Origin of the sequence: Micromonospora sp. NPDC005194, from assembly GCF_040608335.1 — a bacterium.
In the GTDB taxonomy this organism is placed as follows: Bacteria; Actinomycetota; Actinomycetes; order Mycobacteriales; family Micromonosporaceae; genus Micromonospora.
Window position 1 is genome coordinate 56,070 of the sequence record NZ_JBEXIA010000033.1, and the last position, 25,156, is coordinate 81,225.

Annotated in this window: 22 protein-coding genes and 1 pseudogene; 7 read left to right on the forward strand and 16 right to left on the reverse strand. The window is 73.3% G+C overall.

Translation table 11 applies throughout. From position 1 onward, the window contains the following. Positions 1–44 precede the first annotated feature (44 nt). The 4 genes and pseudogenes from ABZU53_RS24575 to ABZU53_RS24590 form a co-directional block, all read right to left on the reverse strand. Positions 45–869 (reverse strand): DUF3152 domain-containing protein, encoded by an 825-nt coding sequence (locus ABZU53_RS24575; RefSeq protein ID WP_355067719.1) that lies wholly within the window; start codon positions 867–869, stop codon positions 45–47. A gap of 82 nt (positions 870–951) precedes the next feature. Beyond that, entirely contained in the window at positions 952–1,821 is an 870-nt protein-coding gene (locus ABZU53_RS24580; protein WP_355067721.1) for a DUF3152 domain-containing protein, read from the reverse strand. A 5-nt stretch (positions 1,822–1,826) separates the two neighbouring features. Continuing rightward, a complete protein-coding gene (locus tag ABZU53_RS24585) occupies positions 1,827–2,801 on the reverse strand; it encodes an alpha/beta hydrolase (protein WP_355067723.1) in 975 nt (324 codons plus the stop codon). 23 nt (positions 2,802–2,824) lie between these two features. Continuing rightward, positions 2,825–4,165, reverse strand: a pseudogene (locus tag ABZU53_RS24590) (hypothetical protein); the annotation flags it as partial. A gap of 2,442 nt (positions 4,166–6,607) precedes the next feature. Here ABZU53_RS24590 and ABZU53_RS24595 point away from each other — a divergent pair. Beyond that, positions 6,608–7,246 (forward strand): TetR/AcrR family transcriptional regulator, encoded by a 639-nt coding sequence (locus ABZU53_RS24595; RefSeq protein WP_039909051.1) that lies wholly within the window; start codon positions 6,608–6,610, stop codon positions 7,244–7,246. Positions 7,247–7,308: 62 nt separating this feature from the next. Beyond that, entirely contained in the window at positions 7,309–7,536 is a 228-nt protein-coding gene (locus ABZU53_RS24600; RefSeq protein ID WP_030329796.1) for a DUF3107 domain-containing protein, read from the forward strand. A gap of 76 nt (positions 7,537–7,612) precedes the next feature. Here the strand turns inward: ABZU53_RS24600 and ABZU53_RS24605 are convergent, their stop codons facing one another. Next, positions 7,613–8,263, reverse strand: a complete 651-nt coding sequence (locus tag ABZU53_RS24605) for a ferritin-like fold-containing protein (RefSeq protein WP_355067725.1) — start codon at positions 8,261–8,263, stop codon at positions 7,613–7,615. A 318-nt stretch (positions 8,264–8,581) separates the two neighbouring features. On the opposite strand from ABZU53_RS24605, the gene ABZU53_RS24610 reads away from it, so the two are divergent. Both ABZU53_RS24610 and ABZU53_RS24615 read left to right on the forward strand, forming a co-directional pair. Then, positions 8,582–10,270, forward strand: a complete 1,689-nt coding sequence (locus tag ABZU53_RS24610; protein ID WP_355067727.1) for a DEAD/DEAH box helicase — start codon at positions 8,582–8,584, stop codon at positions 10,268–10,270. A gap of 89 nt (positions 10,271–10,359) precedes the next feature. Next, on the forward strand, positions 10,360–11,514 hold the full coding sequence (locus ABZU53_RS24615) for an SAM-dependent methyltransferase (RefSeq protein WP_354854396.1): 1,155 nt from the start codon (positions 10,360–10,362) through the stop codon (positions 11,512–11,514). Positions 11,515–11,583: 69 nt separating this feature from the next. Here ABZU53_RS24615 and ABZU53_RS24620 read toward each other — a convergent pair whose 3' ends face one another. Further along, positions 11,584–12,027, reverse strand: a complete 444-nt coding sequence (locus ABZU53_RS24620; RefSeq protein WP_355067729.1) for a hypothetical protein — start codon at positions 12,025–12,027, stop codon at positions 11,584–11,586. Between the two features lie 240 nt (positions 12,028–12,267). Between ABZU53_RS24620 and ABZU53_RS24625 the strand changes: the two genes are divergently transcribed. Next, positions 12,268–12,684: a helix-turn-helix transcriptional regulator gene (locus tag ABZU53_RS24625; RefSeq protein WP_354854403.1), complete on the forward strand. Its 417-nt coding sequence runs from the start codon at positions 12,268–12,270 to the stop codon at positions 12,682–12,684. Positions 12,685–12,818: 134 nt separating this feature from the next. Here ABZU53_RS24625 and ABZU53_RS24630 read toward each other — a convergent pair whose 3' ends face one another. From ABZU53_RS24630 to ABZU53_RS24645, 4 genes are all read right to left on the reverse strand, one after another. Continuing rightward, entirely contained in the window at positions 12,819–13,751 is a 933-nt protein-coding gene (locus ABZU53_RS24630) for a hypothetical protein (protein ID WP_355067731.1), read from the reverse strand. Beyond that, positions 13,744–13,974 (reverse strand): heavy metal-associated domain-containing protein, encoded by a 231-nt coding sequence (locus ABZU53_RS24635; protein ID WP_354854407.1) that lies wholly within the window; start codon positions 13,972–13,974, stop codon positions 13,744–13,746. The genes ABZU53_RS24630 and ABZU53_RS24635 overlap by 8 nt, the downstream gene beginning before the upstream one ends. Positions 13,975–14,107: 133 nt before the next feature. Further along, positions 14,108–16,237, reverse strand: a complete 2,130-nt coding sequence (locus tag ABZU53_RS24640; protein WP_355067733.1) for a DEAD/DEAH box helicase — start codon at positions 16,235–16,237, stop codon at positions 14,108–14,110. Between the two features lie 9 nt (positions 16,238–16,246). Continuing rightward, entirely contained in the window at positions 16,247–18,031 is a 1,785-nt protein-coding gene (locus ABZU53_RS24645; RefSeq protein ID WP_355067734.1) for a BTAD domain-containing putative transcriptional regulator, read from the reverse strand. Positions 18,032–18,173: 142 nt separating this feature from the next. On the opposite strand from ABZU53_RS24645, the gene ABZU53_RS24650 reads away from it, so the two are divergent. Then, positions 18,174–18,995, forward strand: a complete 822-nt coding sequence (locus ABZU53_RS24650; protein ID WP_355067736.1) for a hypothetical protein — start codon at positions 18,174–18,176, stop codon at positions 18,993–18,995. A gap of 218 nt (positions 18,996–19,213) precedes the next feature. Here the strand turns inward: ABZU53_RS24650 and ABZU53_RS24655 are convergent, their stop codons facing one another. The 6 genes from ABZU53_RS24655 to ABZU53_RS24680 all read right to left on the reverse strand — a co-directional run bounded on the left by ABZU53_RS24655 (position 19,214) and on the right by ABZU53_RS24680 (position 24,330). Then, on the reverse strand, positions 19,214–20,317 hold the full coding sequence (locus ABZU53_RS24655) for a branched-chain amino acid ABC transporter permease (protein ID WP_355067738.1): 1,104 nt from the start codon (positions 20,315–20,317) through the stop codon (positions 19,214–19,216). Beyond that, complete coding sequence (locus tag ABZU53_RS24660) at positions 20,314–21,204, reverse strand: branched-chain amino acid ABC transporter permease (protein ID WP_354854416.1); 891 nt, start codon at positions 21,202–21,204, stop codon at positions 20,314–20,316. Before ABZU53_RS24660 ends, ABZU53_RS24655 begins: the two co-directional genes overlap by 4 nt. Next, on the reverse strand, positions 21,204–21,929 hold the full coding sequence (locus tag ABZU53_RS24665; protein ID WP_355067739.1) for an ABC transporter ATP-binding protein: 726 nt from the start codon (positions 21,927–21,929) through the stop codon (positions 21,204–21,206). Before ABZU53_RS24665 ends, ABZU53_RS24660 begins: the two co-directional genes overlap by 1 nt. After that, complete coding sequence (locus ABZU53_RS24670; RefSeq protein WP_354854420.1) at positions 21,929–22,672, reverse strand: ABC transporter ATP-binding protein; 744 nt, start codon at positions 22,670–22,672, stop codon at positions 21,929–21,931. Before ABZU53_RS24670 ends, ABZU53_RS24665 begins: the two co-directional genes overlap by 1 nt. 3 nt (positions 22,673–22,675) lie before the next feature. Then, on the reverse strand, positions 22,676–23,875 hold the full coding sequence (locus tag ABZU53_RS24675) for a substrate-binding domain-containing protein (RefSeq protein ID WP_266246453.1): 1,200 nt from the start codon (positions 23,873–23,875) through the stop codon (positions 22,676–22,678). Positions 23,876–24,084: 209 nt separating this feature from the next. Continuing rightward, the gene (locus tag ABZU53_RS24680; RefSeq protein WP_354854422.1) at positions 24,085–24,330 is read right to left on the reverse strand and encodes a hypothetical protein; all 246 of its coding nucleotides are present in this window, start codon (positions 24,328–24,330) and stop codon (positions 24,085–24,087) included. Positions 24,331–24,620: 290 nt separating this feature from the next. Here ABZU53_RS24680 and ABZU53_RS24685 point away from each other — a divergent pair, with 290 nt between their 5' ends. Further along, positions 24,621–24,851 carry a winged helix-turn-helix domain-containing protein gene (locus ABZU53_RS24685; protein WP_139586398.1) on the forward strand — a complete coding sequence of 77 codons (231 nt, stop codon included), beginning with the start codon at positions 24,621–24,623 and terminating at the stop codon, positions 24,849–24,851. Positions 24,852–25,156: the final 305 nt, after the last annotated feature.

Here is a 25,156-nt window from a genome sequence, read left to right on the forward strand (position 1 = left end):
ACGTGGCCCGCGATGCGGGAGGGGAATAACCGGCGGCCGGTCGCTCAGGGGACGATGTCGCCGCCGTAGCGACGGCCGTCGAGGTACGGCCAGGCGTTGGCCAGGCAGCCCTGCAACCCGTACGTCTGCTGCTGCATCACCGGTGCGGGCTCCCCCGGGCCGGGGCATGCCTCGTGCTGCTCGCCGAACTCGTGGCCGACCTCGTGGTTGATGACGTAGGTGCGGTACGTCTCCAGCGGGGCCCCGTAGTCGGGCACCGCCTCCTGCCAGCGCGCCAGGTTGATGATAACCTGGCCGGGCAGCCGGCAGGAGGTGTAGCGCTCGGTGGTCAACCCGCCCTCGGCGCACATCCGCTCGGACGTGACCGGGGTGGCGAGGTAGACGGTGAAGTCGGCGGCGTCGACGTCGGCCACCCGCTGCACCCGCAGCTCACCGGAGGCGATCCAGCTGCGCGGGTCGGCCAGCACCTCGTCCACCCGCGCGGCGAACGCGTCGGCGTCCTGACCGCTGCCCCGTTCGACCACGACCCGGTAGCGGCGCAGCGGTCCGTCCGTACCGTGCACGGATGTTCCCCCGTCGGCGACGGTGAAGCGTCCCGCGCCGACCGACGGGTAGCCGCTGGGCACCGGGTGGGCCTCCCCGCCGCCCAGGCCCATTCCGCCCTGGGTCGGGGTGGGCGGTACGTCGGCCGTCGGTTCGTCGCCCCGCGTCGCGGTCACGCCGACTGCGGTGGCGGTGGCGGCCACGAGCAGGCCGAGCAACAGGCTGCGGCGTCGGCGGCGGCGCATCCGCAGGACCGTGGGACGCGCATCCTCGTACGCGGACCGGTCGGGCGGCTCGGGCGGGCCGTAAGGGGACGACGGCGTCATGACGTCCAGCCTGCCAGATTATTCGGGCAATTCTCCGCTTTTAGCTTCTATTGCCGCAATACCCCTCATGGGGCCGGTTGTCTCAGAGAGCCGGCCCGGCGTAACGCCGACCGTCGACGTACGGCCACGGGTTGACCCGACACTCGTCGAGAAAGAGGGTCTGCTGCATCATCACCGGCGCCGGACGCCCCGCGCCCGGGCAGCGCTCGTGCCGGTGCCCGAGCTGGTGACCCACCTCGTGGTTGACCACGTACGTCCGGTAGACCGCCAGCGGCACGCCCGCCGACACGTAGTGCGGCACCGACAACCGCCACCGATCCAGATTGATGATCACCTGGCCGGGCGCGCGGCAGGAGGTGTACGGCCGCCCGCCGATCCGGATGTCCACGCCACCCTCGGCGCACATCCGGCCCGCCGTACGGGCGGTCGCCAGGTAGACGGTGAAGTCCCGGGGAGCGTCCCCCGGGACCTGCTGCAACCGCAGCCGGCCGCTGTCGACCCAACTGCCCGGCCCGGCGAGCGCCACCTGGACGGCCTGCGCGAACGCGGCGATGTCCTCGTTGCTGCCCGACTCGACCGCCACCCGGTAGCGGCGCAGCTCACCCGCCCGGCCCAGCACCGGGCCGGCGTGGTCGTCGTGGCTGAACCGGCCGGAACCCTCGGTCGGCACCGCACCGGGCAACCGCAGCACCGGCGACGGGCTCGGCGACGCGGCGGTGGCGGTGGCGGTGGCGGTCGGCGACAGATCCGCCGACGGCGGCAGCGGCCCGGCCGCCGACGGCGGCAGCGGCCCGGCCACCAGCGGCGGCCCGATCTCGTCGGCAGTCAGCCGATCCGGTGGCACCCCCGGACCCTCGGCGATCACGGTCACCGCCGCGCCGACAGCCAGCACCACCGCCACCAGCTGGGCGATCAGTGCGAGGCGACGGCGGCGGCGAGCGGACCTGAACATCCCGGTCAGCCTGCCAGATCGGACGGCCGAGCGGCCTCCTCCGTTTCGGCGAGCAGGCCGACCACCGCCCGGGCGACCAGCCGGGGAACCTCCAGCTGCGCCACGTGACCGACACCGCCGAGCATCAGCAGGCGGCTGTCCGGGATGACCCGGGCGGTCTGGGGCGCGACGCGAACGTCGACCAGCCGGTCCTGCCGGCCGCCCACCACAAGCGTCGGCGCGCGCACCGCCCCGGCGAGCCGCCACAGCGAGCCCGGCCCCGGCAGATACGCCCGCAGGAAGCTGGAGACCAGCCCCCGGAACGTCCGGACGTACGCGGCCGCGTAGTGCTCCGCCTCGTACCGGACCCGGATCTCCTCCAACGCCTCGGCCCGGCGCTGCGCACAGATGCGGCTGAGGTCGGCGACGCACGCCTCCAACACCTGCTGGGCCATCACCTCGGGCGCGAGTTGGGTGAGCCGCCGGGCGACCAGCCGTTCACCGCGCGGAATGGCCAGCACCGGCAGCATCCTGCCCTGCAACGACCGCCGGAAGTCCAGAAACGGCAGCGCCGGAGAGATCAGGGTGAGGGTGCGGACCAGGTCGGGCCGCAGCCCCGCCACCTGCACCGAGACCGCGCCACCCAGCGAGTTGCCGAACAGGTGCACCGGCCCTCGACCGGAGTGCTCGATCCACCGGATCACCAGGTCGGCGAAGGCCGGGATCGTGTAGCGCGGGCCCGGCTCGCTGCGGCCGAACCCGGGCAGGTCGATGGCCTGGCCGTCCAGCCGGTCGGCGAGCAGGCCGGCCAGGTCGGTCCAGTTCTGCGACGAGCCGCCCAGCCCGTGCACGTACAGCGCCGGCTCCGCGTCGACGGTCGTCGCCGGAGTGTCCCGCACATAGGTGACGACGCCGTCGAGGCGGACCTCCCGGCCCGGCCACGGCGGCGGCACACCGACCTCGGGGAGGAGGTGGTCCGGCCAGAGGGAGGCGCGCTTCATCCTCCCAGTCTGCCTCGGACCACTCAGGACAGCAGCGCCTCCAGCCGACGATTGACCGCCGCCAGCGTCGCCCGGACCACCGCCTGTCGCGGATCGCCGGCCACCAGGGCCGAGCCGGCGAGCTGCTCGACCCAGCCCTCGCAGACCAGCAGCACCACCACCGTGGCCACCTCGCAGTTGCCGAACGGCACCACCGCCGCGTGCTCGACGAAGCAGCGGCCACGCTCGGCGTTCTCGGCGCCGCGCAGCAACTCGTCCACGGCGGCGGCTGCGGCCACCGCGCAGAGGCGCAGCACGTAACCGTCGACCGCCGGCCCGGTCGCGTACCCGGCCGCGTTGTCGTCGCCGGCCAGCAGCCGCACCTCCACGTTGGCGTCCAGACCGAAGGTGCTGACCTGCACGTGGTCGATGACCACACGCGGCCCCGGCACGCCGCCGGTGTCCAGAGGCCGAGAGGGCGCCGACTCCGTCGTGGTCACCTGACCGCCGGAGTACGACGTACCGACCGTCGCCGGGCTGCCGGTGGCTCCGCCAGTGGGCGCGGCCGAGACCGAGCCGGGTTCCTCGACGGTGGCGCGGCCCCGGTGCGGGGCGCCCGCCCGCCGTCGACGCGCGGCGTCCGGCCCGGCCCACTGCTCCGGGCCCGCCGGCGTGGCCTCGACCCGACCGCCCGACGACCGAGCGATCGAGGGCGCCTCGGCGGTACGCGGTTCCGCGCCGGTGTCGCGCGGCTCGGCAGGCCGCGCCTCGACAGATCGCGGTTCGACGGGACGCGTCTCGGCAGCTCGTCGCTCGGCGGGGCGCGGGTCGGCGGATCGCGGCTCGGCAGCGCGACGGCGGACCGGCGGGGCTGGCGTGGTGGGCAGGCCGGGCACGTTCTGCGGGGCAGCGGCCAGCCCCATCCGTTCCTGGAGCAGCCGGGCCACCTGTCGACTCACCTCGGCCGGATCGGCACCGTCGGCCAGGTCCAGCCGGAGGCTGTGCGCGCCGGCCGGCGTACGGCGCAGGGCGGCGTCCCGAACGCCGGCCACCTCCCGTACCGCGTCCAGGATGGCGTTGACGTCGAACCCCTCGGGACGCTCCCGCAACGGAGCGGGCTCGTCGTCGCGGCGCAGGTGGGTGGCGATGCGCGCGAGTTCTGGGGTTTCGGCGGGTGGCTCCACGGCTGGCGGCTCCGGCACAACGGGCACGTCCGGTTCCGCGGGGACGCGCTGCGGCAGCACCGCCGACGTGTCGGGCCGTCGCCCGCCGTCGGCGGGCTCGACCGGCGACGCCGGGTCGGGGGCGGATCGGCGAGCCGCGTAGGGAGGGGAGGACGCGGGTGACGGCCGGTCGTGACGCCCGGGGCCGCTGGCGGCGGAGGCCGGACCGGCACTGGCCGAGGGAAGCGGGGCACCGGCGAGGGAGGGACCGGCCGCCGTCGGGGCGGCAGCAGTCGGCTCGGCGGGCGACGGCTCGGGCGGCTCGGGAGTCGCTGGTCGGAGCCGGAACGGTCCGGTCGGCCGGACCGGGCCGGTCGACTCACCCGCGTCGCTCGCCCGGGGAGAGGTCGCCGGCCGGGTAGCCGGCCAGGAGGGACGCTCGGCCGGAGCTGCCGGGATGCGGCCCTCGGACCAGTCGGGTCGCTCGGCCGCCACGGGTGTCGGCGATCCACCGGCCCACGAGGGCCGCTCGGCCACCGGACGGACGGGTGTCGCCGGTGGCGGCGCATCGGTCAACGTCGGCGGTGGGCCGGCGGGCGCCGGCGGCGGATCGACCGGCGCGGGCGGATCGACAGGTGCCGGGCCTGCCCAGGACGGGCGCGTACTCGCCGAAGTGCCGCCGGGCGTCGGATCGCCAGCCCAGGACGGGCGCGACGGCGGGACGCTGGTCGGCGTCGGGTCGGGGCCACCAGCCCAGGAGGGGCGGGGCGGCGGCGGGAGGGCCGATGCCGGGCCGGCCCAGGACGGGCGCGACGGCGGGGCGCTGGCCGGCGTCGGGTCCGAGCCGCCAGCCCAGGAGGGATGGTCAGCGGCCGGCGGGCCACTGGTCGGCTCGGCGCGAGCGGCACCGCCCGACGCAGACCCTCCGGCCCACGACGGACGCTCAACGGCCGGCGGACCACTCGTGGGGGCAGACCCCCCAGCCCAGGAGGGGCGCTCAACGGCCGGCGGACCGCTGGTGGGTGCGGGGCCGCCGGCCCGGGAGGGGCGCTCAACAGCCGGCGGGCCGCTGGTCGGGGTGGGGGCGCCGGCCCAGGAGGGGCGCTCGGCGGCGGGCGGCGCAGTGCGTGGGGGAACGGGCGGGCCGCTGGTCGGGGTGGGGTCCGTGCCGCCCGCGCGAGGCGACGGGTCGGCCGCCGCGCTGACCGGGGCCGGCGCGGCCCAGGACGGGCGGGCCGCGGGGAGCCCGCCGGTCGGCTCGGGCGTCGGCCCACCGGCCCAGGAGGGCCGCTCGGCCGGCTCGGGCCGGGAGACTTCCGGAGGCACGCTGGTCGGAATCGCGGCCGGACGTTCACCGGCCCAGGACGGGCGCGTGGGCGTGCCGCGGTCGGCGTCCGCCCCGGCCTGGGGGGCGTCCCGGGTGACGTCGTACGCGCGGGGCGGCTCGGCAGGCACCGGCTCGTACGGACGGGTCGGCTCGGCGCGCACCGGCTCGTACGGCAGGTGGGGCTCGGCGACCCAGCCCGGCGTGGACTCGTCCCGCGCCGGTCGGCCGGCCGGCTCGCCGTCCTGGCGGGACCAGGGCGGCGCCCACCCACTGCCCCAGCTCGGGCGGTTCCAATTGGGCCCGGACCAGTCCGGCTCGATGGAAGGAGACTCACCCGCTCGGTGCGTGTCTCCGGTGGGGCGCTCCGGCTCGGGGTCGTCGCCGCGCCCGGTGGCACGCCCCGACTCGGCCGACGCCTCGGCTGCGGGCGGGACCTGCCAACCGCGGGAAACGGCCGGTTGATCGTCGACGGCCGGCCGTTCGCCGGTGGGCGCGCGGAGACCGGGCGGAACCTCGAAACCCGAGGCCGCCGTGCCGACGGGCGGCACCTGGATGGCGGCCGGCGCCGTGCTGGGCAGACCGGGGTCGGCCCAGCGGACGCTGCGCGGCGCGGCAGGGTCGGTGGTGGAGTGCCGGGGTGGGCCGGTGTCGGCCTCCCCCGGCTCCGCGGCCGGCGCGGGACGCTGGGCGGGCACCACCAGCCGACCCCCGCCCACGTCGGGCCGGTCCTCGGCGGTCCGCCCGGGCGGCGCGCTCACCGGCGTCTGGCGGCCCGACGAGGCCCCACCGTTGAGGTGCGCGACGCCGTTGATCTCCGCATCGCCGTGGCGGACGCCGTTGATCTCGCTGTCGCCGCTGCTCTCGCTGTCGCTGTCGATCTCGGCCTCGTCGTGGTGGACACCGTTGGTGTGGTGGCCGTTGACCCGGGCCGGCCGCTCGGAGTCACCGGTCAGCCCGGGCAGAGGCGCGGGCAGGTCGCCGTGCCTGGTGGAGGAGGCGCGCCAACCGGACGCGGGGGGTCGCTGCCACGGTGGTGCCTGCTCCCCGGCCGCCTCGCGCTCGACAGACGGGGACCACCCGCCCGTCGAGGGCGCCCACCCGCTGCCGGAGCGGCCCGGGTCGTCGTGCTGACCCGTTCCGTCACCGTGCTCTCCCGGGGTGGCGGCTCCGGGTTGCCCTGTTTCACTCACCGCGCGCTCCTTGGTCGCCCTCGCTGAGGCTACCGTGTGGGGAGAGTGGCGATAAGTTACAGCGGCGGGCCATTTCCACGACGCGGTCGAGGGCCGCCCCGGTCTGGGGGGAAAATGCCGGCCCGTACGGAGAACTCGGAGGATCCCATGACCGCTGTGGGGAACGGCGCACAGACTGCTGGCAGGCCCACCCGCCTGCCCCGCTCCGCGCGCCGTAAGCAGCTGCTCGCGGCGGCGCAGGAGGTATTCGTCGCGCAGGGCTACCACGCCGCGGCGATGGACGACATCGCCGAGCGGGCCGGGGTTTCCAAGCCGGTGCTCTACCAACACTTCCCGGGAAAGATGGACCTCTACCTGGCCCTGCTAGACACGCACTGTGACGCCATCGTCGCTCAGGTGCACGAGGCGATGCGCGGCACCAGCGACAACAAGGAGCGGGTCAGCGCGTCGGTGCGCGCGTACTTCGACTTCGTCGATCACGAGAGCGAGGCGTTCCGCCTCGTCTTCGAGTCGGACCTGCGCAACGACCCGGCGGTGCGGCAGCGGGTGGAGCGGGTCGAGCAGGGCTGCATCGCGGCGATCACCGACACGATCATCTCGGACACCGGCGTGAGCCGGTCGCACGCCGAGTTGCTCGCCTCCGGGCTGGTCGGCGCGGCGGAGACCGCCGCGCAGTTCTGGCTGGCCGGTGGCCGGCAGGTGCCGAAGGCGGAGGCCGAGGCTCTGGTGGCGGCGTTGTCCTGGCGGGGCATCGCGAGCTTCCCGCTGCAAGGTGAGTCAGCCTGACCGCCGACCCCGTGATCGGATAGCCTTCGCAGGGCGGTTATCGCCCCAGTTGAGGAGGCACAGTGGAGGTCAAGATCGGCGTGCAGTACGCGCCGCGCGAGCTGGTTCTGGACAGCGCGCAGTCGCCGGCCGAGATCGAGCAAATCGTGACCGACGCCTTCGCCGGCAACGGCGGCACGCTCTCCCTGACCGACGAGAAGGGCCGGCGGGTCATCGTTCCGGTCGAGAAGGTCGCCTACGTCGAGATCGCCGAGGCGTCCCCCCGAGCGGTCGGTTTCACCGTTCGCTGACCGGTCCGGCCGTCGCGGCAGGTAGGCGTTTCCAGGCCACCTGCCGCGGGCCGGTTCCGCGCCCGACGGGTGGCGGTCAGTTGTTCAGTCCGGCGACCGCCATTCGCGCGGTGTGTGCGGCGGTGAGCCTCCCGAACAGCCCCGGCACGTCGACCCGGTCGCCCCGCGCGATCAGCACGGTGAGTGCGGCCCGTTCGGCGGCGACGCGGCCGGCCTGGGACAACGCCTCGCCGACCAGCCGCCGGGCCCACATGGAGAGCCGACCGGCCACCCGGGGATCGGCGGCGACGGCCAGCCGGATCTCGGCGACGGCGAACTCCGCGTACCGGGAGTCGTGCAACACGTCCAGCACCAGCGCCCGGTCGGGCTCGTCCAGCGCGTCGGCGATCTCCCGGATGAAGTCGTCGGTGATCGCGTCGCCCACGAACGCCTTGGTGACCACCTCCGCCCAGTCCCGCGGCTCGGTGGAGTCGTGGTACGCCTGCAACGGCTGCACGTACGGCGTCATCGCCTCCTCCGGCGGCACACCCAGCGCGGTGAGCCGGTCGGCGAGCCGGCGGTAGTTGCCGATCTCGGCCGCGGCCATCTGGTTCAACGCGGCACGTCGGTGCAGGTCGGGGGCGAGTCGCGCGTCACCGGCCATGCGTTCGAAGGCGAGCAGCTCACCGAAGGCGACCAGGCCCAGCAGGTCGGCGACGGCGGGACCGGGGGTGGTCGGCGCGGACACGAGCGCAGGCTACCGTGCGGGACGGGCGCCGGGTGGCCCGTGCGGGGCACGGACGAGCGCCCGAGGAAGTGTGGCGCAGGTCACATTCGATGCCCCCGCGTGCCGGCTGGCCGACCGGGAATCGGGACGTGAGCTTGCCTGTTCAGGTAGCATAGAGCAGTTGCCGTGGGCGCCGATCTGATCGAAAGCTCAGCCCGCGGCGCGCGTGCGGCCCGGTCCGGCTCGGCACTCTGCCGCCGACCGTGTGGCCCGCGTCATACCGAACGCGCCCTGAGGACGAGACGGGGCGCACCCACGAGAGGGCACCCCCACATCCACATGAGCGAGCTGACTCAAGATCTGATGGACGGCCAGGAACTGGCCCCCACCGCCCCGGTTCGACCCGAGGCTCCCACCTTCGCCGCCCTCGGCGCCCGCGAGGAGACCGTCGAGGCGCTGGCCGCGGCCGGCATCACCCGCGCGTTCGCCATCCAGGAGTACGCGATCCCGATCGCGCTGCGCGGCGTCGACCTGATCGGCCAGGCGCCCACCGGCACCGGCAAGACCCTCGGCTTCGGCGTACCGCTGCTGGAGCGGGTCTTCGCGCCGAGCGAGGGCAGCGACGGCGTCCCCCAGGCGCTGGTCGTCGTCCCCACCCGTGAGCTGGGCATCCAGGTCGCCAAGGATCTGGCCGCCGCCGGCCGGACGCGCGGCGTCCGGGTGCTGCCGATCTACGGCGGCGTGGCGTACGAGCCCCAGATCGACGCGCTGCGCAAGGGCGTCGAGATTCTGGTCGGCACCCCGGGCCGACTGATGGACCTGCAGAAGCAGAAGCACCTCCGACTGGACCGGGTGCACGCGCTCGTCCTCGACGAGGCCGACCGGATGCTCGACCTGGGCTTCCTCGACGACGTCGAGAAGATCCTAGCGATGCTTCCGGAGGACCGGCAGACGATGCTGTTCTCGGCGACCATGCCGGACCCGATCGTCACCCTGTCCCGGCGTTTCCTGCGCCAGCCGATGACGATCCACGCCGGGCACACCGCCGAGACCGGGCCGTCGCCGCAGACCCAGCAGCTGGTCTACCGCACCCACTCGATGAACAAGGTCGAGGTGGTGGCGCGCATCCTCCAGGCCGAGGGGCGCGGGCTGACCATGATCTTCACCCGCACCAAGCGGGCCGCCGACCGGGTCGCCGAGGATCTCGACTTCCGCGGGTTCGCGGTCGCCGCGGTGCACGGTGACCTCGGTCAGGGCGCCCGTGAGCGGGCGCTGCGGGCGTTCCGCGCCGGCAAGATCGACATCCTGGTCGCCACCGACGTGGCGGCCCGTGGGCTCGACGTCACCGGCGTCACCCACGTGATCAACTACGACTGCCCGGAAGACCAGGACACCTACACCCACCGGATCGGTCGTACCGGCCGGGCCGGGGCGACCGGCGTCGCGGTGACCTTCGTCGACTGGGACGACATGCCGCGCTGGCGGATCATCGACAAGACCCTCGGTCTGGAGATGCCGGAGCCGCCGGAGACGTACCACACGTCGCCGCACCTCTACACCGACCTGCACATCTCCACCGAGGTCAGCGGCACCCTGCCCACTGCCGAGCGCACCCGGGCCGGGCTGTCCGCCGAGATCGAAGAGGATCTGGGCGGGACGACCCGCTCCCGCCGGGGCGACAGCGGCGGTCGGGGCCCTCGACGCGGTGAGAGCCGCGGCGACGGCCGGGGTGAGCGCCGTGGCCGTGGCGACGGCCGCCGGGACCGCACCGACGCCGGCACGCCGGCCGCCGAGGCACCCACGGACGCCGCCGGCGACGACGCCAGCCGCACCCCGCGCCGCCGGCGTCGCCGCCGCGCTGGCGAGACGGTCGCGGGCGAGCCGACCGCGGTGATCTCGGCCGACGCGGCACCTGCCGAGCCGGCCTCCGCCGCCGCCGAGGGCGAGGCGTCGAAGCCGCGCCGCCGCCGGCGCAGCCGTGGTGGCGGTTCCGGCGCGGGTACGCCGGCCGAGGCGACCGCGGACTGACGCAGCGAGATTCACCCGACATCCCCCGCACCGCCTCAGCGCGGTACGGGGGATGTCGCCTTCCCACCCCACCTGCCGAAAATGGAACGATGCCGGAACCACTGGATGCCGCCCTGACCGAGGTTCGTGCACTGCTGCTCGACCCCGCGCTGACCCGGGCGGTCGCCGCCGGGCGCCGCCGCGGACACCGACCCACGGTCGTGCGGGCCGAGCTGCGTCCGGTGACGCTCAAGGCCGGCCCGCGGTTGCAGATCGCCACCTCCGACGGCGCGCGCCCACACACCCGCAACGTCGCCCCCGGTCCTGAGGCCGCCGTGGCGGTCGACGAACTCCTGGCCGAGCCTTTCGGCAACTGGCACGTGGAGACGGCCGACGCGACCCTCCAACTGCGGGTGACCAAGTCCGGTGAGGCGCAGGTGCACCGGGCCGCGACGACCCGACCGGCGGCGACGCCGAGTGGTAACGACCGAGCCAAGGAATACCTGCTCGATCCGGGCGACCCGATCTTCGCGGAGATCGGCGGCTCGGCGGCCAAGCGCCGCCAGGTCGACGCGTTCCTGCGCGCTCTGGCCGCGACCCTGCCCGCCGATCTGACCGGCCCGCTGCGGGTGGTCGACCTGGGCTGCGGCAACGCCTACCTGACCTTCGCCGCGTACCGCTACCTCGCCAGTCGCGGGCTCGACGTCGAGCTGATCGGCGTGGACGTCCGGGAGGACCAGCGGCGGCGCAACACCGAGTTGGCGCAGCGACTGGGCTGGGCCGACAAGGTCAGCTTCGTCGCGGGCACGATCGCCGAGGCCGTTGTCGACCCCGCCCCGGATCTGGTGCTGGCGCTGCACGCCTGCGACACCGCCACCGACGAGGCGCTGGCCCGCGCGGTGCGCTGGGAGGCCCGCTGGGTGCTCGCCGCGCCGTGCTGTCACCACGACCTGGCCAAGCAGCTACGCGCCCAGCCCACCCCGGCGCCGTACGAGCTGTTGACCCGGCAGGGCATCCTGCGCGAACGCTTCGCCGACGTGCTCACCGATGCGCTGCGCGCGGGGCTGCTGCGGGTGCACGGGTACCGGGCCGAGGTGGTGGAGTTCGTCGACTCCCAGCACACGCCCCGCAACCTGCTGATCCGAGCCCGCCGTAGCGGCACCGCCGACCCCCGACAGGCGGAGTACCGCGAACTCGTCGACCAGTGGCGGGTCACACCCCGGCTGGAGACCCTGCTCGCCGCCGACGAGCCGCCCGCCGTCTAGGAGCCCAACCGCTGGCCGGCGGTACGCGGTCACCGCCGGCCGGCCTCGGCCGTCGCCGTGGACTCGGTTTCAGCGTCGGCGGTCGCCGTTGTTGCCCCGGTCCCGGACGCCGGAGCGGTCGAAGACCGACACCCGGTCCCCGCCGTGGCGCAGGGTCGGGTGGTCGTCCTCACCGGCGCTGCTCGGGAAGGGCACCACCTTTCCCGAGCTCTCGGCATTGCCGGCGGCCGTGAACGCGTTCCAGGAGATGTCGACGAGCAGCTTCTTCGTCTCGGCGTGCCGGATGGCCGCGTTGCGTTGCAGCGCCACCCGGGCGCCCAGCACCACTGCGACCAGCGTGGTGGTGATCGCGCCGGTGGCGGCCAGCACGTGGGCGCCGGTCGCCGTGCTGGTGCGCAGCACCAGGACCAGCAACCAGATCCAGAACCCGGCGGCGAAGACGCCGGCCTTGGCGACGAAGAAGAGGCTCACCGCACCGGGCTGGTACGGCAGCGGACGGCTCGATTCGGCCATGGTGCTCCTCGGCGGTGGTCCGGGCGATCGGCGGCACGCGCGCGTGCGCCGTGCCGGGACGGGCACCGAGCTTAGTGGAAGAACGACGATGATCGCTGGGTGCCGGTACGAATACTGCCCGAGTTGGAGTCTCATCGGTGGGACAGTTTGTGCGGTCAGTCAGTGGTTTCCGGTTCCCGGCGTACTACGCTCGGGAGGCACATCTTCCCAGTGCTCGGCCGGGGGGAAAGACATACCGGAATGGGTTCCGCAGACGTGTCACCGCAGATGGCGTTCGCCCGCTTCGTCCGGCGCGCCATCGACGACGCTCGCAACGAGCGCGGATGGACCGTGACTGATCTTGCCTCGCACACGGGCGTGGGCCGTTCCACAGTGTTCCGCTGGCTCGCCGGTGACTGGCAGGATTACCCCGAGTTGGCCAAGGTACGCGGCTTCTGCGCCGCGCTGGATCTGCCGGTGGCTGCCGCGTTCCGGGCGCTCGGGCTGCCCGACGCGGGCTCGGTGCCCCGGCGCCGCAGCGATGACGGCCCGGTCGAGGCCGACGTCCGGGCCATCCTCGACCGCCTGGCCGATCCCACCGTCCCAGCCGAGGAAAAGCACCACATCCGCGACCTCCTCCGCTACCTGGCCCGCCGCCCCACCCGCCGAGCCGGCTAACCCCCCACCCCCACCCCCCACCTCCCACCCCCTCCGCGCGTCGATCATGAAGTTATTGCCGCGACACACCGACGCGAGTGGCAATAACTTCATGATCAACGGGGGGCCCCGGGGGGCGGGCGGGAGGCCGGGGGTCAGGGGACCGTCAGGGTGAACTCGGCGGTGTGGACCTTGTTGGCTACCTGGAAGTCGAGGTAGAGGCGATAGCGGCCCGGGCCCGGGGTGGTCAGCCAGAACTTCACCTGGCCGTCGGCCAGCTCCGGTTCGGGGTGCACGTGCAGGTAGCCCAGGTCGCCCTCGCGCAGCGCCACCAGGTGGCCGTACGCCCCGAGGTAGCGCTCCAGCACCGCGTCACCGTCCGCGCCGTCGATCCGGAAGGTCAGCGGCACCGTGACACCGGCCTGCGGGCTGCCCTGGTAGGCGACGCTGAACCCGTCCACCGTCGTCGAGGTCGCCGGGCCGGGCAGGGCACGCGGCTCGTACGTGCCCGGCACGACCAGGTCCACCCCGAGGGTCAACGCGCTCTGGCCGCCGTTGTCGGCGACCACCGTGAAGTCGGCGTACGCCCGCCAGACGCCGGGCTGCGCGAGGGTCACCGGCACCGTCCAGGTGCCGTCCGCCGCCATGGTCGGGTGCAGATGCTGGTAGCCCGTCAGGTCCCGACGGACCACGATGAGGTGCATCGGCTTGTCGTGCACGACGGCGAACCGGGTGACCGGGCGGCGTTGCACGTCGCGTACCTGAAAACGGAACTGCCCGGGGCGGCCGGCCGGAAACTCGGTGGCCAGGGGGACGAGCGTGTATCCGGCCGAGCTGACCGACAGACCGCCGGGGTCGGCGGCAGCGCCCTGGTCGGCGCCCGTCACGGACCCGTGGTCGTGGGCCCCGGTGCCCGGCGGGTGGGTGTGGTCGGCGGTCAGTGCCGCAGCGCTGCTGCCGCCGGTGGTGGTGGTGCCGTTCATGCGACCGAGGCCGAACCCGAGCAGCACGGCGAGCACCAGCCCGCCGACCACCAGCGCCAGCCGGACCGTGCTCCGGTCCGGCACGGTGGCGGCCTGCTCAGGCACCGCCAGCGTCCAGCACGTAGCCGGCCTCGTCGACGGCCGCCCGCACCGACTCGTCGGGCAGCGGGCTGTCGCTGGTCACCGTCGCGGTGCCGGAGGCCAGGTCGACCTGGACCTGCCGCACACCGGGCAGCGCCGACAGCTCGTCGGTGACCGCACGCACGCAGTGCGCGCAGGTCATGCCGGTCACGGCGTACGCGCGGGTGACGGGCTGCTGATCGGTCATGCGGCCACCGTACCGCCGCGCCCGGCCAGCCCTGACCGACGCCGGGGCGGCGTGGCGACCGTCGCAATCCGCGCGGCCCGGGAACTTTCCGCCCCGCAGCCGCCCACCGACCTCCGCGATCGCGAACGGCGGCTCAGCCGGCCACGGCCAGAGCGAGCGGGAGCACGTCGGGAGCACCGGCCCGCCGCAGCGCGCGGGTCACCATCGTCATCGTCCAACCCGAGTCGACCAGGTCGTCGACGAGCAGCACCGGCCCCTCCAGCGCGGCCAGCGCGTCGGCCAGGTCGGCCGGCACGGTGAAGGCGTCGTGCAGCGCGCGTACCCGCTGGGCGCTGTTGCCGCGCGGCCCGCCGGGGCCGTCCGGGCCGGTCGGGGTGACCGCGCCGAGCAGCGGCAGCCGGCCCACGGCGGCGATCCGCTCGGCCAGCGAGCCGACCAGCCGGGGCCGCCGGCGGGAGCCCACCGCGACCACGCCGACCGGGCGGCGGGGCCACGGATCGTCGCCGTGCGCCCACGCCTTCAGCACCTCGACCACCGCGCCGGCGACGTCGTCGGGCACCGGCACGTCGGGCGCCTCCGGGCCCACCAGCTCCCGCAGCCGGCCACCCCAGCCCAGGTCGGAGAGGCGCCCGACCGCACGGCCGGGCAGCGCCTGCTCCGCGGGGGCGATCCGGCCCTTCAGGGGTACGCCCACCGCGTCCAGCCCGGTCGGCCAGAGCTTCTTCGGGGCGATCTCCACGCCGGGGCGACCGAGGAAGGTCTGCGCGGCGGCGAGCGCTGCCGTCGACACGTCGGCGGCGAAGAGCGGGTCGGCGCACCTGTCGCACCGGCCGCAGTCGGTCGCGGCGGTGTCGTCGAGGCGTTCGCGTAGATACCGCATCCGGCAGTCGGACGTCGACGCGTACTCCCGCATGGCCTGTTGCTCGACGGTGCGCGCCTCGGCGACGCGGCGCAACCGGGCCTCGTCGTAGACCCAGGGCTCGCCGGTGGCGAGCCAGCCACCGCGCACCCGGCGGACCGCGCCGTCCACGTCGAGCACCTTGAGCATCAGCTCCAGGCGGGCCCGGCGCAGGTCGACGAGGGGTTCGAGGGCCTGGGTGGAGAGCGGACGGTCGGTGTGCAGGGCGGCCAGCACGGCGCGGACCTGCTGCTCCGGCGGGAACGCCAGCGAGGCGAAGTAGCGCCAGATCGCGGCGTCCTCGACACCGGGCAGCAGCAGCACCTCGGCGTGCTCGACGGCGCGGCCGGCCCGGCCGACCTGCTGGTAGTACGCGATCGGCGAGGGTGGTGCGCCGAGGTGGACGACGAAGCCCAGGTCGGGCTTGTCGAAGCCCATGCCGAGCGCGCTGGTCGCGACCAGCGCCTTGATCTTGTTGTCGAGCAGGTCCTGCTCGGCGGCCCGCCGGTCGGCGTCGTCGGTCTGCCCCGAGTACGAGGCGACCGGATAGCCCCGCGACCGCAGGAACTCGGCCGTCTCCCCCGCTGCCGCGACGGTCAGCGTGTAGACGATGCCGGACCCGGGCAGCTCGTCCAGGTGGTCGGCGAGCCAGGCCAGCCGGTGCGCCGGGCTGGGCAGGTCGAGGACGCCGAGGCGCAGCGACTCGCGGTCCAGCGTGCCGCGCAGGACGAGCGCGTCGCCCAACTGCTCGGCCACGTCCTGGGTGACCCGGGCGTTGGCGGTGGCGGTGGTGGCCAGCACGGGCGTGCGCTCGGGCAGGTTGGCGAGGAACGTGCGCAGCCGCCGGTAGTCCGGTCGGAAGTCGTGCCCCCAGTCGGAGACGCAGTGCGCCTCGTCGACCACCAGCAGCCCGGTGGTCGCGGCCAGCTTCGGCAGCACGCCGTCGCGGAAGTCCGGGTTGTTGAGCCGCTCCGGGCTGATCAGCAGCACGTCCACCGCGCCGGCCTGGATCTCGGCGGTGATCTCGTCCCACTCGTCGAGGTTCGCCGAGTTGATCGTGCGAGCCCGGATGCCGGCCCGCGCGGCGGCCTCCACCTGGTTGCGCATGAGCGCCAGCAGCGGCGACACGATGACGGTGGGGCCGGCCTGGTCGGTCTGCCCGCTGTCGCGCAGCAGGGCGGTGGCCACGAAGTAGACGGCTGATTTGCCCCAACCGGTGCGCTGCACGCAGAGCACCCGTCGCCGGTCGACGACCAACGCCTCGATGGCCCGCCACTGATCCTCGCGCAGTCGGGCGTGCTCACCGGCCAGCCGGCGCAGCACCGCCTCGGCCCGCTCCCGTACCGCCGCCCGTTCGTCGCCCATCCGGCATTTCTACCAGCTGGGGCGGACATCCCCTCCGGCCTGTTGCGGCGGAGAGCTGGTCTGCTGGGGCGGAGGGCTGGTCTGCTGCGGGTGGGCGGCGGTCTGCTGCGGGAGCACGGTCGTCGGGCCCGGCGTCGGGGCAAGGAAGACGAGGTGGTCGCGGAGGGAGTCGGTGAGCAGCAGCGGGAGCAGACAGCGAGCGGCCAGGTCCTCCATCGAACCGAACGGGCCACGCAGCCAGCGGTCCACCACCACCTGCCGGGCCTGCTCGGCGGTGATCCCGGGCAGCTCGGCGATCGTCGTCTCGGGGACCGCGTTGACGTCCACCAGGCCCCCGTCGTCGAAGGTACGGGGCAGGTCGGGCCGGCCGATGCGCAACTCATGCCGCGCCGCCGGGTAGTGGTACAGCAGGTAGCGGGCCTGCTCACGGCGGACCCGGCGCTCGTCGGCGACCGCCCCGGCCGGCGCCGCGCCCCGGCCGGTGATCGCTGACCAGATCGCACCGTTGAGCAGGAGCGTGTGCAGGACGCCGAGCAGCCAGGTGAGCAGCCAGGTGATGATCGCGACGACGTCGACGGCGGTCACGTCGTCCGAGTCACCGGAGCCGACCACGCCGATGAACGCGACCATCACCGACAGGTAGCCGAGGGCGGCGAGCCCGTGTCGCCAGCTCCGGCGCCACACCGCGTAGACCAGCACCACCAGCCACGTGAGCAGGCCGAAGGAGAGCACCCCGATCAGCGCGGCGACGATCGCCGTGCTGACGCTGACCCACCGCCGCGCCCGCCGGGGTGGGGTGCCGCGCACCGGGTACTCGTCCCGCGGCATCGGCGGGAACGCGGCCGGCGGCGGGAACACGGCCGGCGGCGGGAACACGGCCGGCGGCGGAGCGGGCGGCGGAACGGCGGAGACCGGGTCGGCTGGGTGGCCTGGCTCGGCTGCCCGCTCCTGGGCCGGCACCACCGCGACGGATCCCGCGGTCGCGGGCAGGGGTGACTCCGGCTCGTTCGCCGGCTTTTCCACCACCAGTGTCGGGTCGGCGCGCAGTATCCGCCCGTGCAGCACGCGGAGAGCCTCACCCGGCTCGATGCCGTACTCCTCGCGGAGCAGGTCCGCGAATTCCCGGTACGCGGCGAGTGCCTCCGCCTGCCGCCCACTGCGGTAGAGCGCCAGCATGAGCTGGTGCCGTAGCCGTTCCCGAACCGGGAACTCGGCCACCAGCTCCACCAGCTCCCCGGCCATCTCGCGGTGCCGCCCGAGGTCCACCATCAGCTCGGCCCGGGTCTCCAGCGCCACGGCCCGCAGCTCCACCAACCGCTGCCGGGCCGCCTCGAAGACCGGCCCGGTGAAGCCGGCGAACGGTTCCCCCTGCCACAGGGCCAGGGCTGCGGCCAGCTCGGTCACCGCGTCGGTGGCACGGCCCTCCGCGCGGCGTTGTCGGGCGCGGTGCACCCCCCGCTCGAAGCGGACCGCGTCCACCGCCTCGGGGCTGACCCGGAGCAGGTAGCCGGCGTCGGTGAGGCTGAGCACCTGTCCCGGCGTACGCGGCGACCGGTCCGGTTCCAGCACCCGGCGCAGCCCGGCCACGTACTTCTGCACCACGTTCGGGCCGTTGGCGGGCGGGTCCTCCGGCCAGACCGCCTCGACGATCTGCCCGGTGGAGACCGAGCGGCCGGCGGAGAGCAGCAGTACGGCGAGCACCGCGCGCTGCTTGCCGGGACCGAGGTCGATCTCCCGGTCGGCGTACCAGGCCCGCTGAGGCCCGAGGATCTCGAAACGCAGCTGTCCTGACATGCGAGTTTCCGCTCCTGACACCCCCGCGAGCGCCGGACGGCAGTGCCCGGCAGCCGGACGGCAGCATATCGGCAGCCGAACCGCCGTGCCGGCCGGCAGCATCGTCGTCGGCAGAAGCCAGGCAGCGAGAAAGAGAAGTGCGATGACACAGGCAACGGGCACCGCCGGCACCATCCGACGGACGGTCGGTACGGCCGCCGCCGTGCTGGCCGCGACCACCCTGCTCGCGGGTTGCGGGTCGAAGAGCGAACCGGCCGCGGCGCCACAGAGCAGCCCGTCCGCCAGCCCGAGCGTCAGTCCGAAGGAGGCGCTCCTCGACGCCGTCCCGGACGGCACCGAGGGGGCGTTCCGGTTGAGCGGCAAGGACGCGTCGAGCACCGTCGACGGCCGGGTCGACCCGGCGGCGAAGGGACTCGAACTCAACATGGTCATGCCGCCGGACTCCGACGGCATCGCGTTGAAGATGTCGTTCCTGGTGATCGAGGAGCAGTACTGGGTGAAGGTGAAGCTCAGCGGCCGTCCCGGCCTGCCGAAGTTCCCCGACAAGTGGATGAAGCTGGACCGCGCGAAGCTGACCGACGCCGAGAGCGTCCCGTCCTACGACGGTGTGGACCAGGGCAACGCCGGTCCGCTGATCCAGGCGGCCACCTCGGTCGAGGAGAAGAGCCCCGGTCAGTACGTCGGGTTCATCGACGTGAGCGAGCCGGAGGCGTCGAAGGCGCTGGAGGAGGGCGAGGCGGCGGCCCTCGGGGAGGCCGCCAAGAAGGTGCCGTTCACCGCGGTGGTCGGCGCGGACAAGCACCTGGCCTCGCTGACGTTGAAGATGCCGGCCGCCGGCAAGGCGAAGGCGTACGACTACGTCGTGAAGTACGCCGACTACGGCAGCGCGCCGAAGATCAGCGTGCCGACCGGCGCCGCCGCCACGAAGGCGCCGGCGATGGCGTACGAGTTGTTGAACGGCTGATCCACGACGCAGAGGGCGGCGGCCACACGGGGGGCCGCCGCCCTGTCGTCGTCCGCGGACGGTGGCGTGCTCAGTGCGCTGCGGGTCGGCGTGGCGTGCTCAGCGGCCGAGGACCGAGCCGCCGTGCCCCTCGGCCATCCACAGAACCCCGTCGATCATGAAGTTATCGCCATCCGCGACGGCGTGTCGTGGCAATAACTTCATGATCGACAGAGGGGTCAGCGTGGGGGGCGGAGGGATCTGGTCAGGTGGGCCAGGCGGGGGGCGAGGCTTGTGATGCCTCCGGGGAAGAAGTAGACGGCCAGGATGAAGACCGTGCCCAGGACGAACAGGGGCTGGCTCAGCGGGTGACTGAGGACGGCCGGCAGGTTGTCGACCGCGTCGCTCGTGCCGAACGCGGTGAGCCGGTGGTCCAGGTACATGTAGAGGACCCCACCGAGCACCGGCCCCCACCGGGTGCCCGGCCCGCCGAGCACCACCATGACCAGCAGCGACAGGGTCAGCTCGGACGAGGTGATGTGCGGCGACGCGCCGCCGACGATCAGGACGTAGACCACCCCGCCCGTCGACGCCAGCCCGCCGGCCAGGGTGAACGCCACCAGCTTGTAGCGGTACGGGTCCAGCCCGAGCACGCCGATCCGCCGCTCGTCGTCACGCAGCCCGGCGAGCACCCGACCGGTCGGCGACCCGCTCACCCGGTGCACCACGAACACCACAAGCGTCAGGTACGCGAGCGCCAACCAGTACAGGTTGACCGTGTTGGTCACCCCGACCAGCCCGGCGGGCAGCCCGGACACGTCCAGCGGCAGACCCTCCTCGCCGCCGGTGAGCCCGCCGAAGTCCCGGGCCACCAGGATCGCGCCGACCTGGGCGAAGGCGAGGGTGACCATGGCGAAGGCGATGCCCACGGTCCGCAGCGCCACCGCGCCGAGCAGCGCCGCGAGGATGGTTCCCCCGGTGATGGTCAGCAGCGCCGCCTGCCACAGCGGCAGGCCGGCCCGGGTGACCAGGATGTCGGTGCCGTAGACACCGGCGGCGAAGTACAGCGCGTGCCCGAAGGAGAGCATCCCGGTCCGGCCGAAGAGCAGGTCGTACCCGGCCGCCAGCCCGCCGAAGATCAGGCAGATGGCGAGCAGTTGCAGGGTGCCGGGTGAGTTGACCGGCCCCTCGAAGATCCCCGGCAGGGAGATCGTCGAGTACGGCAGGATCGCCAGCACGGCCAGCGCGACCAGCGGCAGGAACGGGCGGACCCGGTGCCACCGCCCCCGCTGCGGGGTCAACTCGTCGGGCACCTGCGCGGGAGGCGCATCGATCACCGTCATGCCGTTGCCACCTTTCCGGCGATGCCCTGCGGGCGCAGCAGCAGCACCACGGCCAGCAGGCCGACCACGCAGATGTCGCCCAGCCCGGACGTGCCGTAGTAGTTGACGAACTGCTGCACCAGCCCGACCACGACCGCCGCGTACGCGGAGCCGACCACCGAGCCCATCCCGCCGATCACCACCACGATGAACGCGAAGATCAGCAGCGAGCCGCCCTGCCCGGGCGAGACGGTGCCGAAGTAGACCCCGCCGAGCGCACCGGCGAGCGCGGCGGCCGCCCCACCGATCGCGAAGACCAGGGTGAACGCCTTGCGGACGTCGATGCCCAACGCGGTCACCATCTCCCGGTTCTCCACCCCGGCCCGGATCACCAGGCCGTAGCGGGTCCACCGCAGGAACGCCAGGATCGCGCCGAGCACCAGCACCGCCGCGACGATCAGCAGCAGGCCACCGTTGGGCACCTGCGCGCCGAGGATCCCGGTCACCTGCCGGGTCCAGTCCGGCCGGGGAAACGGCCGGGCGTCCGCACCCCAGGTGGCCTGGAGCAACGCCACCCCGGCCAGCGACAGCCCGACGGTGACCAGCACCTGCTCGATGGTGCGGGAGTACAGCGGGCGGATCAGCACCAGCTCGACCAGGATCGCCACCAGCGTGCCGGCGGCCACCCCGAAGGCGACCGCGAACACGAAGCCGAACCCGTCGCCGCCGGCACCGGGCAGATTGCCCGCCGCCCACCAGGTGCCGTACGCGCCGACGCCGAGGAACAGTCCGTGCGCGAAGTTGAGCACGTCGGCCAGGCCGAAGACGAGGGACAGGCCGGACGCGACGAGGAAGTACAGCGCCGCCAGGCCCAGCCCGGTCAACGTCAAGAGGATCACGGTGCCCATCAGTGGTTCACCTCCGCCGAGCCCACACCCAGCAGCGACTTGGTCAGCGCCGTCTCCAACAGCAGCTCCCGGGCGTCGCCGGTCCAGGCCACCTTTCCAGCGGCCAGCACCACCGCGTCGCGGGCCAGCCGGCGTACGACCGCCAGGTTCTGCTCGACGAGCAGCACCGGCACCGACTCCGCGACCCGTTCCAACACCTCGGCCACCTCGGTCACCACCTTCGGCGCCAACCCCTTGGTCGGCTCGTCGACCAGCAGCAGCCGGTTGTCGTTGAGCAGCACCCGCCCGATCGCGAGCATCTGCTGCTGCCCGCCCGAGAGCGAACCGGCCCGTTGGCGTCCGCGCCGGTCCAGCTCCGGAAAGAGCGCGAAGACCTTGTCGTACGCCGGGGTGGTGCCGCGCCGCTCGGCGAGCCGCAGGTTCTCCGCGACGGTGAGGCCGGCGAAGACGCAGCGGTCCTCGGGCACGTAGCCGAGACCGCCGCGGACCAGCCGGTGCGTGGGGCGGGCCAGCAGACTCTGCGCTCCCATCCGGATGGTGCCGCGGACCTCGCCGGCGGGCAGGGTGAGGCCGACGATCGCGCGCAGCGTGGTGGTCTTGCCGACCCCGTTGCGGCCGAGCAGGACGGTCACCCCGGTCGGGGCGACAGTGAAGGACACCCCCTGGAGGATGTGCAGCCCGGAGATCCGGACCGACAGGTCCTCCACGCTGAGGATCGGTTCCATCAGAGGGACTCCCCCAGGTAGGCCTCTTGCACGGTGGGGTTCGCCATCACCGTCTCCGGGGTGTCGCAGGCGAGCAGCGCGCCGTGGTGCATGACGGCGATCCGGTCGGCCAGTTCGAGGATCACGTCCATGTGGTGTTCGACCATCAGCACCGCCCGACCGCTGTCCCCGGTCAACGACTTGATGACGGCGACCAGCTCGGGCACGTCCTCGGCGCTGACGCCGGCCATCGGCTCGTCGAGCAGCATCACCCGCGGCTCACCTGCCAGCAGCAGAGCGATCTCCAGCTTGCGCTTCTCGCCGTGTGCCAGGGTGCCGGCCATCGCCGTACCCCGGTGGGCGAGGCCGACCCGGTCGAGCGCCGCGTCGGCGGCGGCGGCGACCTCCCGGTCGGCCGCCGCCCGCCGCCACAGCGCCATCGAGCCCCCGCGGTGCGCCTGCACGGCGAGCCGGACGTTCTCCCGCACGCTGAGCGAGCCGAAGACCGACGACGCCTGGAAGGTACGGCCCAGACCGAGGCGGGCCCGCCGGTGCGGCGCAAGCCCACCGATGTCCTGCCCGTCCAGGGTGATCCGACCCTCCGTGGCCCGGCGCAGGCCGGTGATCAGGTTGAACAGTGAGGTCTTGCCGGCGCCGTTCGGCCCGATCACGCCCAGGAACTCCCCGGGCGCCAGGTCGAGGTAGACGCTGTCGACGATGGCGACCTCACCGATCCGCCAGGTCAGACCGCGGGTGGCGAGCATGAATCAGCCCTTCATCGCCACGGCCGGCGGCGCGGTCTCGTCACCGGTGAGGCTCTTCTGCGCGGTCGCCGTGAAGGCGGTGCCGCTGCCGGTCAGCTTGGCCTGGAACATCGGCTGGAGCAGCGCGTGGTCGGCGGCCCGGATGGTCATCTTGCCCTTGACCCCGTCGAAGCTCCAGCCCTCCAGCGCGGTGACCATCTTGTCGACGTCGTCGCCGCCCTCCTGCACCGCGCGGACCACCATCTGGGCGGCGGCGAAGCCGTCCGGGTGGAACAGGTCGATGGTGTTCACCTTGGCCTTGAGCGCCTTGCTGGCCTCGGTGTCGGACGCACCGTCGAAGTAGTGCGACAGGAAGGAGATCTTCGCGCCGGCCGCCCCGAACGTCGGCCAGGAGGCCCGGATGTCCAGGCCGGTGACGACCGTGGTGGAGGAAAGCACACCCTGCTGGTCGAGCGTCTGCCACATCGCCGGGGCGGTCGTGCCGGCCCAGGCCACGAAGAGCAGGTCCGGCTTGGCGGCCTTGATCTGGCTGGCGAACGGCGTGAACTCGGTGGCACTGGCCGGCGCCCGGACGCTGCTCACGGTGGCGCCGGCACTACCGATGACCGCCTTGACGGCCGCCTCGTTGGCGTCGCCGAACGCGCCGTCCTGGGCGAAGACCACGACCTTCTTGCCGGCCGGGTCGCCGATGAACGACTTGGCGGTCACCACGTCCTGGTAGGACTGCCGGCCGGAGCGGAACGTGTACTTGTTCGCCCCGGTCACCGCGTCGGTAGCGGCCGGGCCGGAGATGAAGAGAACCTTGTTCTGCGCCGCGATCGGCGCGACCTGGAGCGCCACACCGGACGCGGTCGAGCCGGCAATGATCTTCGTACCCTTGCCGATCAGGTCCTTCGCGGCGGAGACCGCCTTGGCCGGGTCACCGGCGTCGTCGACCTCGGTCAGCTCGATCTTCCGGTCACCCACCTTGCCGGTGCCCTTGGTGGCGAAGTCCAACCCCGCCTTGAACCCCTCGACGTACTGCTTTCCGTAGCTGGCCAGGGCTCCCGACTGGGAGTACACCAGGCCAACCTTGACCGGGGCGGCGCTGTCGCCGCCGCCGGTGGCGGTGTCCTGCGGGCTACCACAGGCCGTTGCGGCGAGCGCCGCAGCCATCATCGTGGCGGCGGAGAGGAACGCCCGCCGCGTGTGCCGGACCGTCATCGCGACTCCAGGTGAGGACAGGATGCTGTGTTGTCGGCTCACGCTAGAAGTGACGTCACCCACGAGCTATGTGGCGGAAACACACAAGTAACAGGAAGGGGGTGGCCGGGGGTTACAGCGGACCGCACTACCATCCTCGACCCGGACCCCCCGATGGCCCGAAGCGCCACGGATGGATCGACAGGTGTGTCGCCCCGAGCCATCCGGGCTCAGCCGCACGGCCCGTCGTGGTCCGCCGGGCGCGGGCACCGCCGACGACCGGCCAGCAGGTGGTCACAGAAAACCCGATGTCGTACGCACTGAGCGTCCTCCTCCGACACCGTCGTCTCCGCCCGGTCCACGTCGGCGAGGAAACCCAGCGCTCGCGTGATCGCCCGAGCGAACCGCAGCGCCCCCGGCAGATCAGCGGCCACGACCGGCAGATGCACCACGAAGCGCTCCCTCGCACTACTCACGACCACCACCCTCGACTCGTCGACCTGGAGGGCGGCCCGGTGTGCGGGTAGGGGACGCCCACCGGACCGCCCGGCCCCACGCCCGCAGCCTTCGACGGCGGCGGTACGAACGCGGAGCCAACCAGTGGCCCAAACTCCGAGGTTTGCCGAACCAACCGGAGCCGGACATCCAGCAACCTACCCCAAATACTTGTGTAGGTCGACGGTTCGCGGCGGCGACATTGCAGCTTGTTGCAGATATTGGTGTAGGCCGGCATGATCGAGGAGCCGAACCAACCGGAGTCCTCACCATGCCCACAGCAGAAGCGCCCTATCGGCGCATCGCCAACGAGATCGCCGCGAAGATCAAGAGCGGCGAGCTGAAGCCGGGCGACAAGCTGCCCTCCACTCGGGAACTCGCCGAGAGCTACGCCGTCCACATGAACACCGCGTCGCGGGCGCTCTCACTGCTGCACGACCGTGAGCTGATTACCGGCCAGCCGGGGCGTGGCACCTACGTCGCCGAGCATCCCGGACGCTGACGCCCCGCCACCGTCCCCGCGCCCCCCGCGCCTCCTCGTCGTCGGCGCTCGCCACTTCCACAGTCGCCGACCGCCGTCAAAGGCGGGTCGAGCACGAGAAGATCCGCACAACTTCCCCGTTGTTGCTGCGTCCGCCAGCCCTGATGCAGCAACGTCCCCGTTGTTGCTGCATCAGGCCGCTTAGCCCTCGCAAGATCGTGCTCGATCGTTGATGTCAACGCTGTTGCGTTTGGCGATCGGGACTTGAGTCAAGGGCTTTGGAGACGCGAACGGGACTTCTGATAGATCAGCTTGTGTCGAGCAAG